Source organism: Marinococcus sp. LNHM5E3-2.1 (assembly GCF_056034365.1).
In genome coordinates this window covers 167,347-181,222 of the sequence record NZ_JBQLIB010000006.1, presented here as the reverse complement: position 1 = coordinate 181,222, position 13,876 = coordinate 167,347, and the positions used below count along the sequence as shown (strand labels likewise).

14 protein-coding genes are annotated in these 13,876 nt (G+C 45.3%); 7 read left to right on the top strand and 7 right to left on the bottom strand.

What is annotated here, in order from left to right; genetic code table 11:
• The 3 genes from ACTRXH_RS09370 to ACTRXH_RS09360 all read left to right on the top strand — a co-directional run.
• A partial coding sequence (locus ACTRXH_RS09370; RefSeq protein ID WP_474281864.1) for an NAD(P)/FAD-dependent oxidoreductase occupies window positions 1-267 on the top strand: 267 nt, incomplete at its 5' end.
• Between the two features lie 137 nt (window positions 268-404).
• Window positions 405-1,517 (top strand): PQQ-dependent sugar dehydrogenase, encoded by a 1,113-nt coding sequence (locus ACTRXH_RS09365; RefSeq protein WP_474281862.1) that lies wholly within the window; start codon window positions 405-407, stop codon window positions 1,515-1,517.
• 318 nt (window positions 1,518-1,835) lie between these two features.
• Window positions 1,836-1,958 (top strand): hypothetical protein, encoded by a 123-nt coding sequence (locus tag ACTRXH_RS09360; RefSeq protein ID WP_322526176.1) that lies wholly within the window; start codon window positions 1,836-1,838, stop codon window positions 1,956-1,958.
• A 125-nt stretch (window positions 1,959-2,083) separates the two neighbouring features.
• Here ACTRXH_RS09360 and ACTRXH_RS09355 read toward each other — a convergent pair whose 3' ends face one another.
• The 3 genes from ACTRXH_RS09355 to ACTRXH_RS09345 all read right to left on the bottom strand — a co-directional run bounded on the left by ACTRXH_RS09355 (window position 2,084) and on the right by ACTRXH_RS09345 (window position 5,007).
• Window positions 2,084-2,800: a Na-translocating system protein MpsC family protein gene (locus ACTRXH_RS09355; RefSeq protein WP_474278897.1), complete on the bottom strand. Its 717-nt coding sequence runs from the start codon at window positions 2,798-2,800 to the stop codon at window positions 2,084-2,086.
• Window positions 2,801-3,033: 233 nt separating this feature from the next.
• A complete protein-coding gene (locus ACTRXH_RS09350) occupies window positions 3,034-4,491 on the bottom strand; it encodes a DUF2254 domain-containing protein (RefSeq protein WP_474281860.1) in 1,458 nt (485 codons plus the stop codon).
• Between the two features lie 39 nt (window positions 4,492-4,530).
• Complete coding sequence (locus tag ACTRXH_RS09345; RefSeq protein WP_474262558.1) at window positions 4,531-5,007, bottom strand: universal stress protein; 477 nt, start codon at window positions 5,005-5,007, stop codon at window positions 4,531-4,533.
• Between the two features lie 467 nt (window positions 5,008-5,474).
• On the opposite strand from ACTRXH_RS09345, the gene ACTRXH_RS09340 reads away from it, so the two are divergent.
• Window positions 5,475-6,056, top strand: coding sequence for a hypothetical protein (locus ACTRXH_RS09340; RefSeq protein WP_474262556.1), 582 nt, complete (start codon window positions 5,475-5,477; stop codon window positions 6,054-6,056).
• Between the two features lie 229 nt (window positions 6,057-6,285).
• On the top strand, window positions 6,286-7,368 hold the full coding sequence (locus ACTRXH_RS09335) for an alpha/beta hydrolase (protein WP_474281858.1): 1,083 nt from the start codon (window positions 6,286-6,288) through the stop codon (window positions 7,366-7,368).
• 34 nt (window positions 7,369-7,402) lie between these two features.
• On the opposite strand, the gene ACTRXH_RS09330 is transcribed toward ACTRXH_RS09335, so the two are convergent.
• The 3 genes from ACTRXH_RS09330 to ACTRXH_RS09320 all read right to left on the bottom strand — a co-directional run bounded on the left by ACTRXH_RS09330 (window position 7,403) and on the right by ACTRXH_RS09320 (window position 10,606).
• Window positions 7,403-8,500, bottom strand: coding sequence for a M20 family metallopeptidase (locus ACTRXH_RS09330; RefSeq protein WP_474281855.1), 1,098 nt, complete (start codon window positions 8,498-8,500; stop codon window positions 7,403-7,405).
• Between the two features lie 52 nt (window positions 8,501-8,552).
• The gene (locus ACTRXH_RS09325; protein WP_474281853.1) at window positions 8,553-9,620 is read right to left on the bottom strand and encodes an ATP-grasp domain-containing protein; all 1,068 of its coding nucleotides are present in this window, start codon (window positions 9,618-9,620) and stop codon (window positions 8,553-8,555) included.
• 287 nt (window positions 9,621-9,907) lie between these two features.
• On the bottom strand, window positions 9,908-10,606 hold the full coding sequence (locus ACTRXH_RS09320) for a Na-translocating system protein MpsC family protein (protein ID WP_474262548.1): 699 nt from the start codon (window positions 10,604-10,606) through the stop codon (window positions 9,908-9,910).
• Between the two features lie 749 nt (window positions 10,607-11,355).
• Here ACTRXH_RS09320 and ACTRXH_RS09315 point away from each other — a divergent pair.
• The gene (locus ACTRXH_RS09315) at window positions 11,356-12,228 is read left to right on the top strand and encodes a YihY/virulence factor BrkB family protein (RefSeq protein WP_474281851.1); all 873 of its coding nucleotides are present in this window, start codon (window positions 11,356-11,358) and stop codon (window positions 12,226-12,228) included.
• Window positions 12,229-12,294: 66 nt separating this feature from the next.
• Here ACTRXH_RS09315 and ACTRXH_RS09310 read toward each other — a convergent pair whose 3' ends face one another.
• Window positions 12,295-13,056, bottom strand: coding sequence for an SDR family oxidoreductase (locus ACTRXH_RS09310; protein ID WP_474262544.1), 762 nt, complete (start codon window positions 13,054-13,056; stop codon window positions 12,295-12,297).
• A 202-nt stretch (window positions 13,057-13,258) separates the two neighbouring features.
• Here ACTRXH_RS09310 and ACTRXH_RS09305 point away from each other — a divergent pair, with 202 nt between their 5' ends.
• Window positions 13,259-13,864, top strand: coding sequence for a TetR/AcrR family transcriptional regulator (locus ACTRXH_RS09305; RefSeq protein WP_474281849.1), 606 nt, complete (start codon window positions 13,259-13,261; stop codon window positions 13,862-13,864).
• Window positions 13,865-13,876 lie beyond the last annotated feature (12 nt).

Below are 13,876 nucleotides of genomic sequence, written 5' to 3'. Positions count from 1 at the left end.
GACTACGACTTCGAAACGAGCGGCGCGTTCATCTACATCGGGCTGCTGCCGCTGAACGGGGCGTTTCTCGACCTCGGGATCACGAACGACGAGGGCTATATTGAAACGAACGAGGAAATGGAAACGAAGATTCCGGGCGTGTTCGCCGCCGGTGACATCCGGGACAAGTTCCTGCGCCAGATCGTGACGGCTACCGGCGACGGGTCGCTCGCGGCCCAGACGGCGCAGCAGTACGTGGAAGAACTGAAAAACGCGGTCGAAGTATAAGTACTCCGGTCCGGTAAACTATGATCAACCGTCCTGGCTGCCTTTGTGCAGCCGGGGCGTTTTTTTATGATAGTATGATGATAAGAATACGGAATGACCAGGGGGCTTGGCTTGTTTTCATGAAAGGGGGATGCATAATGATGATTTATCCAGGCAGAAAAAATACAATCAGTCTGCTAATCTTCGGGGCAGCAATTCTTGCTGGCTGCAGTTCAGGGGAAAATGACGAACAGCGGGAAGGAAATACTGGGGAGACGGCGGGTTCGGTTTCTGAAGCTCAGACAGAAGACTGGGACGTAGAAGTGGTGGCGGAAAATCTCGAGGTGCCGTGGTCGTTGAACATTCATGAAGACACGTACTATATGACGAACCGCGGTGGTGAGGTGATAGAGGTGAGCGGTGAAGAAACAGAACGCCTTTCGCTTAATACGAGTGATGAAGTAGCAAACGAAGGGGAGGGCGGCCTGCTTGGCTTTGTGCTGGCCGAGGATTTTGCTGACTCCCAGCAGGGCTATGCGTACTACACCTACCGCCAGGATGATGGAGCGCTCGCAAACAGAGTGGTTGCTGTGGAACGCGAAGCCAGTCAATGGAACGAAACGGGAGTGCTGCTTGATGACATTCCGGGGAGCCGGATTCACAATGGAGGCCGGCTTGAACTTGGACCGGATGGTTATTTATATGCTACCGCCGGCGATTCGGATGAGCCTTCGCTTGCGCAGGACGAAGACAGTCTCGCTGGCAGCATTCTGCGCATGACGGTCGAAGGAGAAGTGCCGGAAGACAATCCGTTTGAGGATTCTTATGTATACAGCTATGGGTACCGGAATCCGCAGGGTCTCGCATGGAACAGCGATGGTCAGCTGTACAGCTCGGAGCATGGACCGAATGCCCAGGATGAAATCAATGTAATCGAGCCTGGCAATAATTATGGTTGGCCGGAAATTACCGGCAGTGAATCAGCAGAAGGGCTGGAAACGCCGGCGATTCAATCGGGGAGTACTACATGGGCCCCCTCCGGCACGGCTTTTTTCAGGGAGACCCTTCTGACAGCAGGACTCCGTGGAGAGAGCCTGTATGCCTATGACGAAGAAACAGAAGAGATGAATGCTGTATTTGACGGAGAAGGCAGGCTCCGGGACGTTAAAGCCGAAAACGGAGATGTTTATATTCTTACGAATAACACAGACGGAAGAGGCACGCCCGCAGAAAACGACGACCGTCTGCTGAGGCTTACCCCTGAAGAATAGTAATTTAAAGTGTTTCCGCTGTTTGGCAGGCAGTACTTTCGAACAGCAATTTTTTGGTGAAAAAGCATAACTTTTTCGAATGGAGCAGGAATTTAAATTGATTTTCAAAAGCCCGTGGTTCAATACAGCGGTTTAAGAAAGGTTCAATCCGCCGTTCCACGGGCTTTTGCAGTGATTGTTTCAGTAAAAGAAAAAATATATGCCTGCGAAATTTTCAGAAAATTTGTGAGATATCCTTACCAGGTTGTGGTAAGGAGTGAAAGTTTTCATTAAAGTAAACGTAGGCTTTAATTATGAATTCAAAGGAGGTATGACGCCATGAGTTTTATCCATGCATTTTACCGAGTAATGACGCAGAGAAAACTGGAGCAGCCAGCCTCCCAGGATTTTGCTGATTCTTTTGCAGGTAACGAAGCTTCCTGGACGCAAAGTATTAAATAAGCATTAGGATGATTTTAAAAATTACTTAAAGCTCTTAACACTGACAGGGGAATAAAAAAGACTGAAGCAGGAGATTTTTTCTGCTTCAGTCTTTTTCTTCTGTAAAAAATCTATGCCAAAAAGATTTATATTTGCTCCACAGGATCCGTAATGAAGACGATAAGACTCCGGTCACGGTCGAAATCCCAGTCTACAAAAATATCGCGGACCGTCGTGCCAAAGATGGAATCAAATTTTTCTTTATAAAGCTCTTCTTTTTCGAGAAGGCGCTTCGTTGATTTTAAAATGTCCAAATGGCCCGTTCGGATTAGTTCCTTTTCAATTAAAATGAGCCCGCCCGTGCGTACGGCGAGCATTGTCCGTTCGTTTACTGGGTGGACAGTGATCTCATCCGGACTTTTCCCCGCTTCTTCGCTGACACGCTGTATTGCCTGTTTAATGTTTTCCTGGCCCCGCGTACGGTTCTTTTCCTGCTTTTCTTTCAGTTTATCTGGATGGAACCCGGTAATAACTCCCGATTTGTTTTCGATGTTCCAGTCAAAATAAAACTCCCAGCCTTCGATATCCATAAGGCTGGAAATGTAATGCTCAATTTCAGGCAGCATTTTCGCCATCATGGTTTCTCTTAATTCTTCCACGGCCCGTTTGTCTCTTTGATCGAGCATCACTTTTTCAATAGGAGATAAAAATTTTCTTATATGCATGACAATACAGCAGGGGTCGACGCTCACATAGACGGATTCCGGTCCTTTGCCGAAATGATCGCGAAGCACTCTGCCGAGGTAGCTTCCGATTTGTTTTTGTTGTTCTTCTACTTGTGCAGGCGCAGAATGTTCGGCCATATTTTCACCTCTTGTTTTATTGTCTTGAATTTATCAACTGCTGCAGTTGATTAAGTACAGCTGCAGTTTAGCAGCGCTGGATGTTTTTAACTGTACAGGTGGTGACAGAGCTGCCACCAGGGGTAATCAACAGCCTCACCTCCCCGGAGTAATATACAAAAAACCCGGTGCTGGAGCGTTTGGACGATACAGCTTTTTATTTTTATACCCGGGATTCATGCCGGAAAACACCTTTAAGCGTCGCTGAAGGCTTTTTCGCGTTTTTGTTCCTGGCCGTATAAAAAAGGGGAAGCTGTAGCGGTTTCTGTCCCCATGTGATCGCTTTTTTCGAGCTCTTCCATGAGGATGTTGAAGGCATCGCGCTGCCCGGCCGTTTCAGAGATAGCACGGAGGTAGCTGAAGCACTGGTTCTGGTCATGATCAAACGTCATTTTGCCTTCAAAGTTCCAGGCGATGCTTTCGGCATAATGCCAGCACACACCTGCTGCTTCGCCCTCAAGTGAATCCGCTAACAGATGAAGAGACTCAAGCACACGATTGGTAATTTTAATATCCTTTTTAGCGGCCTCTGCAATAGGAGAGAAGGCGGCGTACACATAATAGGCGAAAGTACTTTCCTTCATCACGACCCGTACCTCGTCCTTTGCATCAACGAGATACGGTCTGTGGACGGCAGTACCGGAAATGGCTCTGATTAAATCAGCGAGCTGATAAATAGCATCCTCCGCGGTGGAGGGCTCATTGTTTCCGATAGCTTTTAAGGCAATTTCCGTTAATTTCCGTACACTGAAATTCATATCCTGCATCTCTGTTTTTTTGTGGCCGATAAACAAAAACTGCAGATACGTCTGTTCATTTACAGGAGTTTCTGGCTTCCCGTCGTAACGCTGATAGGAAAACAGCGTATCACCTTCCAACAGGTAATCGCCGACCCTTCGTTCAAGATACACGACCAGACCGTCCTTCTCCGCCTGGGTGATCAGCCGTTTAAAATCGACGAGCTGCAAAAACCCTCCAGAGGAACTGACAATGGAATAAACCGGCGAATCCTGAGGGAGACGGTATTCCTTCTCCGGAAACGGGCGGTGCTCCTGCAGATCCTGTTCATTTGTAGCAGTAATGGTTTTCTGCGAGCGTTCATTCAGATTATTGGTGAGATTCGCTACCTGCATCCATTTGGCGGCATGATTAATAAATAAAATAAAATTGATTGCAGATATTGAAGCTGCAGTAATCCCGAGCACCGGAAAAATAACATATTCGTTAATTGAAGAATTCAGCATAAAAAAGCCAATAAGAATATAGAAGTAAGACAAATTAAAAATACCAATGGCGTGCAGCGTCCGGCGGTCTGCAATAAAGCTGAACAAAACGCGGGGTGTAAAATGGCCGGAAAAACTGGTTAAAACGATTAAAATCATATTAAATGTAAACGCATGGATCATTAACACGCCGTAGGCAAGCGTACTGTAAATCATTTCTGTTAATGCGTAATCGGCGGTAAAAAAAGAACCCATAGGCAGTGCCGGCTGAAGACCGAACTCAATACCGTAGGCAGCAAAAGCTGCCACCACTGCAAGCAAAATATAGATCATTGGCAGCGGCCATAAGCTTGAACGGAGTTCATACCACCGCTGATTTTTGGACATGCTTTGTATTTTTTTGATGAATTTAGGCGTGAAGCGCTGCATGGCTGCCTCCTTTCTTTTCAGTCGTAGTGAAATTTAAAGCTATTCGGTCCGTGGGTAGGCATTTAATGCGGCCAGCTGGCTGTTCCGGACAACCCGAACTTCACAGGCTGCCCTGGCAGCTACGGTCCGCGATCTCCTGCCGCGCAAGAGTCGCTCAAAAGCAGGTCCTCCGGTTTCTCCTACGAGAATCAAATCGGCGCTGTACGTAAGACAGAGGTGACGGGCCAGTCGTTTTTCCGGAACGCCGGCATCAACCACTGTCTCCACACCCGTAACGCCTTTAAGCTCCGCCTCTTCTTTGTAAGTTTGAAGATGATAAGCGGCCTTTTCTTTTAAGTGGCGGACGCCTTTAGGGTCGATGCGCTCCAGGTTCGCATACCGGTGTTCGTCGAAAACAAAAGCAAGTACTAAAGATGCTTTGTGTTCAAGAGCCATAGCGCAGGCTTCCTCAAAAGCATCGTAGGAAGGGGTTTCCAGGACATCCAGACCAACCAGTATCCGCTTGTAACGGCTCATAGCATTCTTCCTTTCTATAGACGAATTTTGACAATAAAAAAAGCCAGAAAAAGAAAAGTCTCTTTTTCCGGCTTATGTTCAAGGGCTTTATTATCCCAACATTGCTGCCATCATCGAATATTTGGTGAATCAATATTGTTTTTGGTATTTCGGAAAGAAAGAAAAGCAAAGCGGGAGCCGGCGGCGGTAGAGAAGGCTCTGCTTTTATAGAAATCAGAACCTCTTGGGAAAAGAAAACCGTCTCATAAAAAAACCACAAAGGAGGAAACCCTCTTTTGTGGCTTATGCTTTAGCTTTATATCTAAGCATTACTGCCGTATTGATTTATTTTAATGAAATAACCAAATAAGATCTTATCATAATATTAATATAACCGGAAGTGGAAAGGTTAAAACATCTTTTTAGACAGTGGTATTGCTTGCAGATAAACGCGTCGAGCAGGTACACTGTCAAAGAAGAGATCACGGTTGGGGGAGTTTATCATAAAACTATCTTGGAAAAAAGCAGGAATAATTGCAGGAGCGAGCCTTCTCATTATACCAGGCGTGCTCGCGCTGCTGCACTTCTTTACGCCGTTCAGCCTGGGAAAGAACACGACGGAGGACGGCATTGTACTGAAAGAGCCAAAGGAAGCGACAGAAGATGTTTCCGGTATACATACAGAAGTAAGCACCCATATACAGCAGTCTCACAGGTATTGGAACGAACGTACCGGCTACGGAGCCATTGATAATGCGACGGCGGACGACTTCGGTGATATCAGCATTCGAATTGAAGATACTGAGGAAGTACTAAACAAAATCGAAGACCCGGAGCTGCGTAAGGATTTCAATAATGCTATTCGCTGGCAGCGGGTGATTGAAGAAAACCCTGAAAAAGAAAGCGTTCAGGAGGCAGCCCGCTGGACGCACCGCATTTATCATGACCTGGATGAATACGTTAACGATTATGACGAGGCCCCGTTGTTCGGTGCTACTCATTTTGACAATGGAAGCATTTCCGAAAGCGATAAAGTACTTGAACAGGTGAACCGTGTTTCCGAAGATTGAAGATAAAAAGAAGGATGCCGTGTCAGGCGTCCTTCTTTTTGCTTATCGGAAAAGGAGTTTAATTCAGGTTTCGATTGGTCCATTCGCGGGGAAAATTTTTTCAATGGGCATTTATCTAAATTCGGAAATTGTCACTAAAGGCATAAATAAATTTTTGAGAGAAGTATTTAAGAAAAAATGTGTAATAATATAGTTTGTTTTTATTCTCACTTAGGAGGATTTTACGCATATGGATTACAGCCATGAAGAGCTTGTGCATCGTTTAGAAGAAAAAGCATCTCTTGTGAATGAGGGAAGCGCAGAATTAGTCGCAAAAGGTATACCGTTTTTAGAAGATAAAGAAGGTCTTGATCCAAGAGTGAAACAATTTCTGGAGCAGGAATCTGAGCCAGGACTGAGACGTCCAATGACGCACGATGACCTTGAAATTATTCGAAGCCGAAAAGAAAAAGAGAGTCGGGACTTGAGCTCAAATATTCGTACAGAAACAAAGCTTGTTTCTTTAAAAGGCCGTGACTTAGAGCTGAAAGTATATAACCGTTCAAATAGCACGAAACCGATGCTCGTTTATTTTCACGGTGGTGGCTTCTTTGAACGTGATGAGAGAGTAATGGACAATATATGCAAATTGCTGGCTGAAAAGGCGGAGGCCGTAGTAGTCGCAGTCGAATACCGGCTCGCACCAGAGCACAAATATGCAGAAGGGCTGAATGACTGCTTCGACAGCGTGCGCTATATATGTGACCATCGTGATGAATTCGGTGCAGATACGGCGCGTGTTGGTCTGGTGGGCGATAGTGTCGGAGCTAATCTGGCGCTTGGCGTCTATCATTTAAGTCGTGAAAAATCCTGGAACATTTGCTATATGAGCTTATTGGCTCCTTTGTTGGATTTATCCGATGTGTCCGGCGGAACCCGGAAAATGGATCAGTACAATCCAGGCGCAGATAGAGAGCTTGTACGCCAGGAGCTTGTGACCATGCGGGAGTCGCTTTCATTTATTCAGTCGCTGTATGTCACAGACCTTGAAGAGCTCGATCAGCCACTTGTATCCCCGTTGCGTAATAAAGAAAATGTTACGTATCCTCCGATGATGATTGTGACGGCTGAATTTGATTTTCTTCGGACGCAGGGAGAGGAATTCATGAGAAAGCTCCAGAAACAGGAGAGCTCAGTACGCTATATTGAATATAAAGGGATGGCTCATACGTTTTTAAAGAAGCTGGGCTATTACCCACAGGCTGCCGATTCCATTCGGGAAACGGCTGTTCACTTCCGGGAATTGCTTCAAAACAATACGCAAAGCAATTAAAAAATAGGGCCGGCAGCCAAGCCGGTCCTATTTTTTAATCGTTATTGACTACGGGCAGCGGGACTGTGGAAAAACTTGCGGCAAAATCCACTAAAATATTCTCGTATTCAGGGATGGAGCTCGTGTAAACAAGTTCATTGTCTCCATGCCAGTTGTAGCCGACAGGCCCGAATTCAACAGCCGGAATGCCGTAAACCGTAAAGTACTGTCCATCCGATGATCCGTGCTGACCGAAAATATTCACCTTCTCGAGCTGGGTATGGCGGGTGATGGAATCGGATAACGCTTTAACATAAGGATTATCAACCTCCGTATTTACGGGATCGTTGCAGATATGCACAGACACTTCATCATCGGATAGACTATTAATCTGCTGTAAAATATCCTCCGGCAGCTGGTCCGGCAGATAACGGATATCAAGCGAAAGTTCGCATTTGGACGGAACCTTGTTGTATACAGTGCCGGCCTGGATTTTGGCGAGGTTAATAGAAGGCTGGGCGTATAATTCTGAGCGCTCCTTGGAAAACGGGAGCTGCTTAATACGTTCATAGAGCGCAAATGCTTTTTCAATCGCGTTCTCTCCTTCCCACGGACGGCTTCCATGTGTGGAGGAGCCGGTGACAGTAATATCCAGCTGCAGAACGCCTTTGGATTGGATAGCAATCCCCAGGCCGGTAGGCTCTCCGCAGATAACAAAATCTCCCTTATGGCCGGTATCAACCAAATAGCCGGTACCGTTACGGCCGCCGGTTTCCTCATCGGGAACAATTTGCAGCTGCATTTTGCAGTCAGGCGGGGTTTCTTTCAGGCGCACCATCGCAGACATCATAGCCGCAAGTCCGGCTTTCATGTCTGCCGAACCGCGGCCGTAAAGCTTCGCGTCTTTTTCGTAGGGAGCAAACTGCTCTTCTTTGCCTTTGACGACGTCCAGATGCCCGTTAAAAATCAGGGTTTGACTTCCGCTTCCGACTTCGCATACGAGCATGGAATGCCCGTTATTTTCATGCTTTTGGACCGCAAGGCCCCGGTCTTCCATCCACTTTTTGCAAAATTCCATTGCTTCATTAACGCCGGACAGACTCGACGTATTATAGCTGATTAATGCTTTTAAAAGAGGAATCGTTTCATTCACTCTGAGCCTCCTCGCGAAAATTTGTTATTATATTGAAAAAAGGTGGGATTGTTCACACGGTAGATGAGGTCTCATCCGGTGCTGTATGAATTCCTTTGTTTTTATCAATTTTTACGACCCGGTCAAACCGTGCAAGCTCGATGTTTTCTTTGTCATTCAGCCATTCCGGATGAAGCTCTTTGCCTGCGGCCAACGCGATGTAGGCTGAAGGAATATTTGCTCCGGCAGCGTGGGAGAGGGCGTATCCGCCTCCAAATCTTGGATTAATATCAATCACATAGTAGTCGTGGCCATCATAAAACACATCAGTATTAATGTAGCCGATATGCTTCAAGTTTTCTCCAATCTTTCTGCCTACTTCCATCAGTGCTTCGTCTTTTACTGATATCGCTTTATCCACGTCGCCTCCGCGCATTTCGAGCTGTTTCAGGGCCAGAGTGGTTAAATAATTTCCTTCCAAGTCATTAACGATGTCAACACTGTATTTTTCTCCATCCACGACCTGCTGAATCACGATGTTGTCTTCGGGGTCATGAATGGAATCATCAGCGATCGGACTGTTTTTGACCGCATCTACCGCCTGCTTGTAGGCAAACTGCATATCTTCAACAGAGGATACAATGTTAATGCCGACCGAAGCCGAGCCGTTGCGCGGTTTAACAATCAGCGGCCAGGTCACCTCCTGGTTTTCAATTCCCTTCGCTGCTTCCTGCACCGTCAGGTAGGAAATTGGCGCCGCGACACCGAATCTGCCAAGGAGTTCCCGGTATTGATGCTTGTCTCTCATCGCCTGTACGGTGGAAATCTCGGGTGTAAAAACTCTTACTCCCAACTGCTCAAGTTCATGACGGGATTGGGCAAATTTGGTGATTTCCCAGTCGTTTAATGGAATGAGTATTTTAATTCCTTCATCTTCACAGATCGAAAGGATCGTGTCCAGGTAGTTTTCATCCGTCTGGTGCGGCGTAACATAGGATCTGTCTGCCTGCTGGATCGCTGGGGCTCCAGGATCCGGATCAGTGACAATGACTGTCCCTTCAATATTTAATCCGTTCATCGCCTCCTGGAAAAACTGAACAAAATCTATTCGGCGTGCTGCCGAGGTTAATAGTATATTCATGGCGGAACCTCCATTTTAGATATATAGTTTACAGCCTTAACAGCTAATAAAATTTCTATCGGCAGTGAAAAAAATTGTTACCAAGCTAATTTTTTCCATATGCATAAAAAAGAGCCGAAAAGGCACTGGTACCTTTCCGGCTCATGTTTTGCTTTATTTCAAAACATTGCTGCCACCAATAATGAGTGTTTGACTAATGTCACTTATACCTTATTCATTTCCGCCCTAAACGTTTTGTTTTATAGAAAAGCCCAGAAATTGGCTCGGAGTATCGATATGCCTGCGAACTATCTCTTTTTTTCCGGCTCCAATGCCAGTACCATATAGCCTTTATCTGCACGAAAATTCCAGTCGGTGAATACGTCTGTGATTTTTCTCTGCAGCACCGGCTCCATATGTTCTTCCTGAAACAGCCGCCGTTCCATTGGCCGTTTGGCAATTTTCAGCTGCTCTTCAAAGCCCGCGTGAATGAGTTCCTTCTCAATTTCGACGAACACACCAGAGCGGTAAACGATAACTGAGCGTTCATCAACCCAATAAGCCTTCGTATGGTCGGGCTCTTTTTGGCCTTTAATACTCAGATTCACGATTTTTCTTTCAAAGGCCTTTTGACTGAGTTCTCCCGGCCATGGCATCTTTTTTGGCGGTTCTTCATCCATTACGGCCCAGATCATACCGCTGTGTTCTTTTAAATTCCAGTCAAAGTACCATTCTTTAATTGTTCCATTTATCATATCTTCAATATCTGTCTGAATTCGGGGACAAAATTCATCCATAATAAATTCTCTTGATTTCGCAATACGCTGTTCTTCATTTTGCTGCAATAAAATATTTTCCATTGGTCCTAAAAAATCTTTCACATACATAATTAAAAATGGCCGCTTAAACGAAACATGAATATTGATTGGGCCTTTTCCAAAATGATCCCTCAACGCTTTGCCGGTGTAGGCTGCAATCATTTGGGCTTCAGTTTGTTGATGTTCCATAAAGTCTCCTTTTGTAAGAAGCGGGATTCTTCTTAACTGATTACTATTATACTATCAAATGAGCTTTTTATATACAGACTTTCTATTTATTGCGACTAAAGAACTGCAACTAGATACCTTTTGAAATTTCGAATATAAGAAAATACCTTTATTTGCCCTTTAAATAACATCTTGTTAAGCATAGAAATTAAAAAGTGCAAAATTTGTATGAGCAGCAGGTTAGTTCCAAAAAAATAATTAGAATGATTCATTTTAATCCACAGGGCCACGGTTTTAATCGTTCTCTTTTACTTTGAAGGGGGAGGAGCGTATCATAATAGATGGAAGGCACATAGAATGGTGGCTTCTCCATAGAAAAAGCTCTTCCTACGCCGGCAGGAAGGGTTTTTTATGTTTTATGGGGGACTGAAAAGAATGATTTCCCGGACCATTTATAAAAGACGCTGCTTCTTATTTGATATGCAGAAAATAATACGTTTTGATTGTCGTCTGGAAAGGTAAACATAACACAGGCAATAACTAAATAGCATCGGCAGCAACAGACAGTTACAGCTGTTCTGTAAGCCAGGAAAAGATATGCTCTTTTTCTGGCTTTTTTATTGCTTAAAAAGCAGAAGCGGCCCCGTGGCGTTCAATTAATAAACGAAAGGAGAGGGAGCATAGCGCCAGAAATCTGTTTCAGGAATTTTTATTTATCAGGCATCCAGTGCTTATGAAAGCTATCGTATTTAGAGAAAGGACGTACACATGTGAAAAAAATAAAGCCATACATCTCGGATTTGATGACCGAATTTAAAGAAGATAATGTGCCTTTACTTGCCGCCGCCCAGGCGTATTATTATATTCTTTCCATTTTTCCGCTGCTTATTTTCGCGTTGACGATTCTGCCGTTATTAAATTTGAATCCTAACTCCGTAGTCAGCTTTATAGGCACTGTCGCACCTTCGGATACTGCTTCTTTGTTTGAGGAAAATATTACAACCCTGGTACAGGAGCCGCGCGGTATTTTATTTGTAGTCAGTCTGCTCGGCGCACTCTGGTCCGCCTCCAATGGTATAAATGCGTTTATTAAATCCTCCAATGAAGCTTACGACGTAGAGGAGACACGCTCGTTTATCAAGGTACGTTTGATTGCCATTGCGCTCACGATCTGTATGATCCTGACCATCGTAGTGGCCCTGGTGCTTCCGATATTCGGGAATGTCCTGATTTCGATGATCAGCTCTGTTCTTGGTCTCCCGGCGCAGACAGAGATTTTATTTCAGGTGCTCCGTTGGGTGATTGCTGTGACCGTTATGACACTCATGCTTTTGCTGTTGTACCGGTTCGCGCCGAATCAAACTTTAAAGTGGAAGGAAATACTGGTAGGATCCATAACCGCTGCGCTTTTGTGGCAGATCGTATCACTCGGCTTTTCCTTTTACGTCAGCAACTTTGGAAACTATTCGGCTACCTACGGCAGCCTCGGTGGTGTTATTATTCTGCTGCTTTGGTTTTTCCTGACTGGTCTCGTACTCATGATCGGAGCGGAGTTGAACGTGATTTTTCACCGCAGAAAAAATGGTACGGTACGAAAAAGCAGAGAGCAAAAAACTGCCCCAAGCAGGGAAACCAACTCATGATTGCAAATGAATACTAAAAAAACGATCCCAATCGGGGTCGTTTTTTAGTATGAGACTGCATTTACTTTAAAATCCTGCTGTCCAGCCGCCGTCTGCGGTCAATACTGTGCCGTTGATAAAACCTGCATCATCAGAAGCTAAAAACAATGCTGCGTTCGCAATTTCTTCGGCCTGACCGACACGCGGAATAAGGGACTGGGTTTTCTGGGTCCGGGAAGCGCCGAATTCATTCATATCCTTCATTGTAGAGCCAATGTTGGTTTGTACTGCCCCTGGGGCGATGGCGTTGCAGCGAATGCCTTTGTCTGCATACATAAAGCCCGTATTTTTAGTCAGACCGACGACGGCATGCTTTGAAGCTGTATAGGCTGCTCCGGCATGAGCGCCGTTCAATCCGCCGGTCGAGGCGGTATTAATAATAACGCCCCGTTCTTTTTCCAGGAAGATAGGAAGCGCGTAACGAATAGCACGCATGACGCTTTTCGTATTAATATCAAACAGGAGGGCCCACTTTTCGTCACTGATATCTCCGGCAGCCTCCATGCCGTCCATAATACCTGCGTTGTTGACCAGAATATCCAGAGTGCCGTAAACGCTGACGGCTGTATCAATCATGTTTTGAATATCCTCAGTACTGGTTACATCCACTTCCACTGCCTGGGCGGTACCGCCGTTTGAAGTAATCGATGCCGCCACCTCCTCGGCTCCCTGCTTATTCACGTCTGCTACAATCACCTTTGCTCCTTCAGCAGCGAAACGCTCAGCGATTGCCTTCCCCATTCCCGATGCGGCGCCAGTTACTACCGCCGTTTTTGCCTGTAATTTCATGACTTTACCCCCCAATATTAATGTATTCGCTTACAAATTGATTATTTATTCAACATCTGTTCAATAACTTGATTCTATTTGTAGTATAATAGATGCAGGTCTTTAAATACAATCATCAAAACCAGGATGTATTGTTGATTAGTAAACAAATGACGGTTTTTTTGTTTATAAATTTAAAATAAAAGAAGGGAGGAGGTGGCTTATGAAATCATTCTCTGAAAATACAGATCGAAGAGTGAAAAAATCAAAAAAGGCAATGCAGCAGTCTCTGCTGGAATGGATGGTGGAAAAGGACTTTAAATCCATTTCCGTTACAAATATTGTGGAGCGGGCTAATGTCAACCGGGGCACTTTTTATAAACATTACGAATATAAAGAACAGCTGCTTGAAGAAATCATGGACGGGGTCACGGCAGATCTGAAGGACGCGTTCAGGCAGCCTTATAAAAGCAAAGCAGTGCTTGAAGTGCCAAAACTAACGATTTCTTCGGTAAAAATATTCGAGCATGTGTTAAAGCATGAACGCTTTTATACACTTGTTTTTGCCTCAAACATGCTGAACGGGTTTCAGAACAAATTGGCCGATGTCCTCAGGGATCTCGTTCTAAGCGATCTTTTACATGCGGATAATAACGAAGACATGGACCGGAAGCTCCAGGCCGGGTATCACTCCCACGCCATTTTGGGTATGATTGTCGAGTGGGCGCGGGAAGGCTTTGAACACCGACCGGATTATATGGCAGCACAGCTGCTTTTAATTCTGCAAAGCCGTCCGGCTGCCATCGTGTTTAAAGCCGAAAACCAGTGATAAAATGCTTAT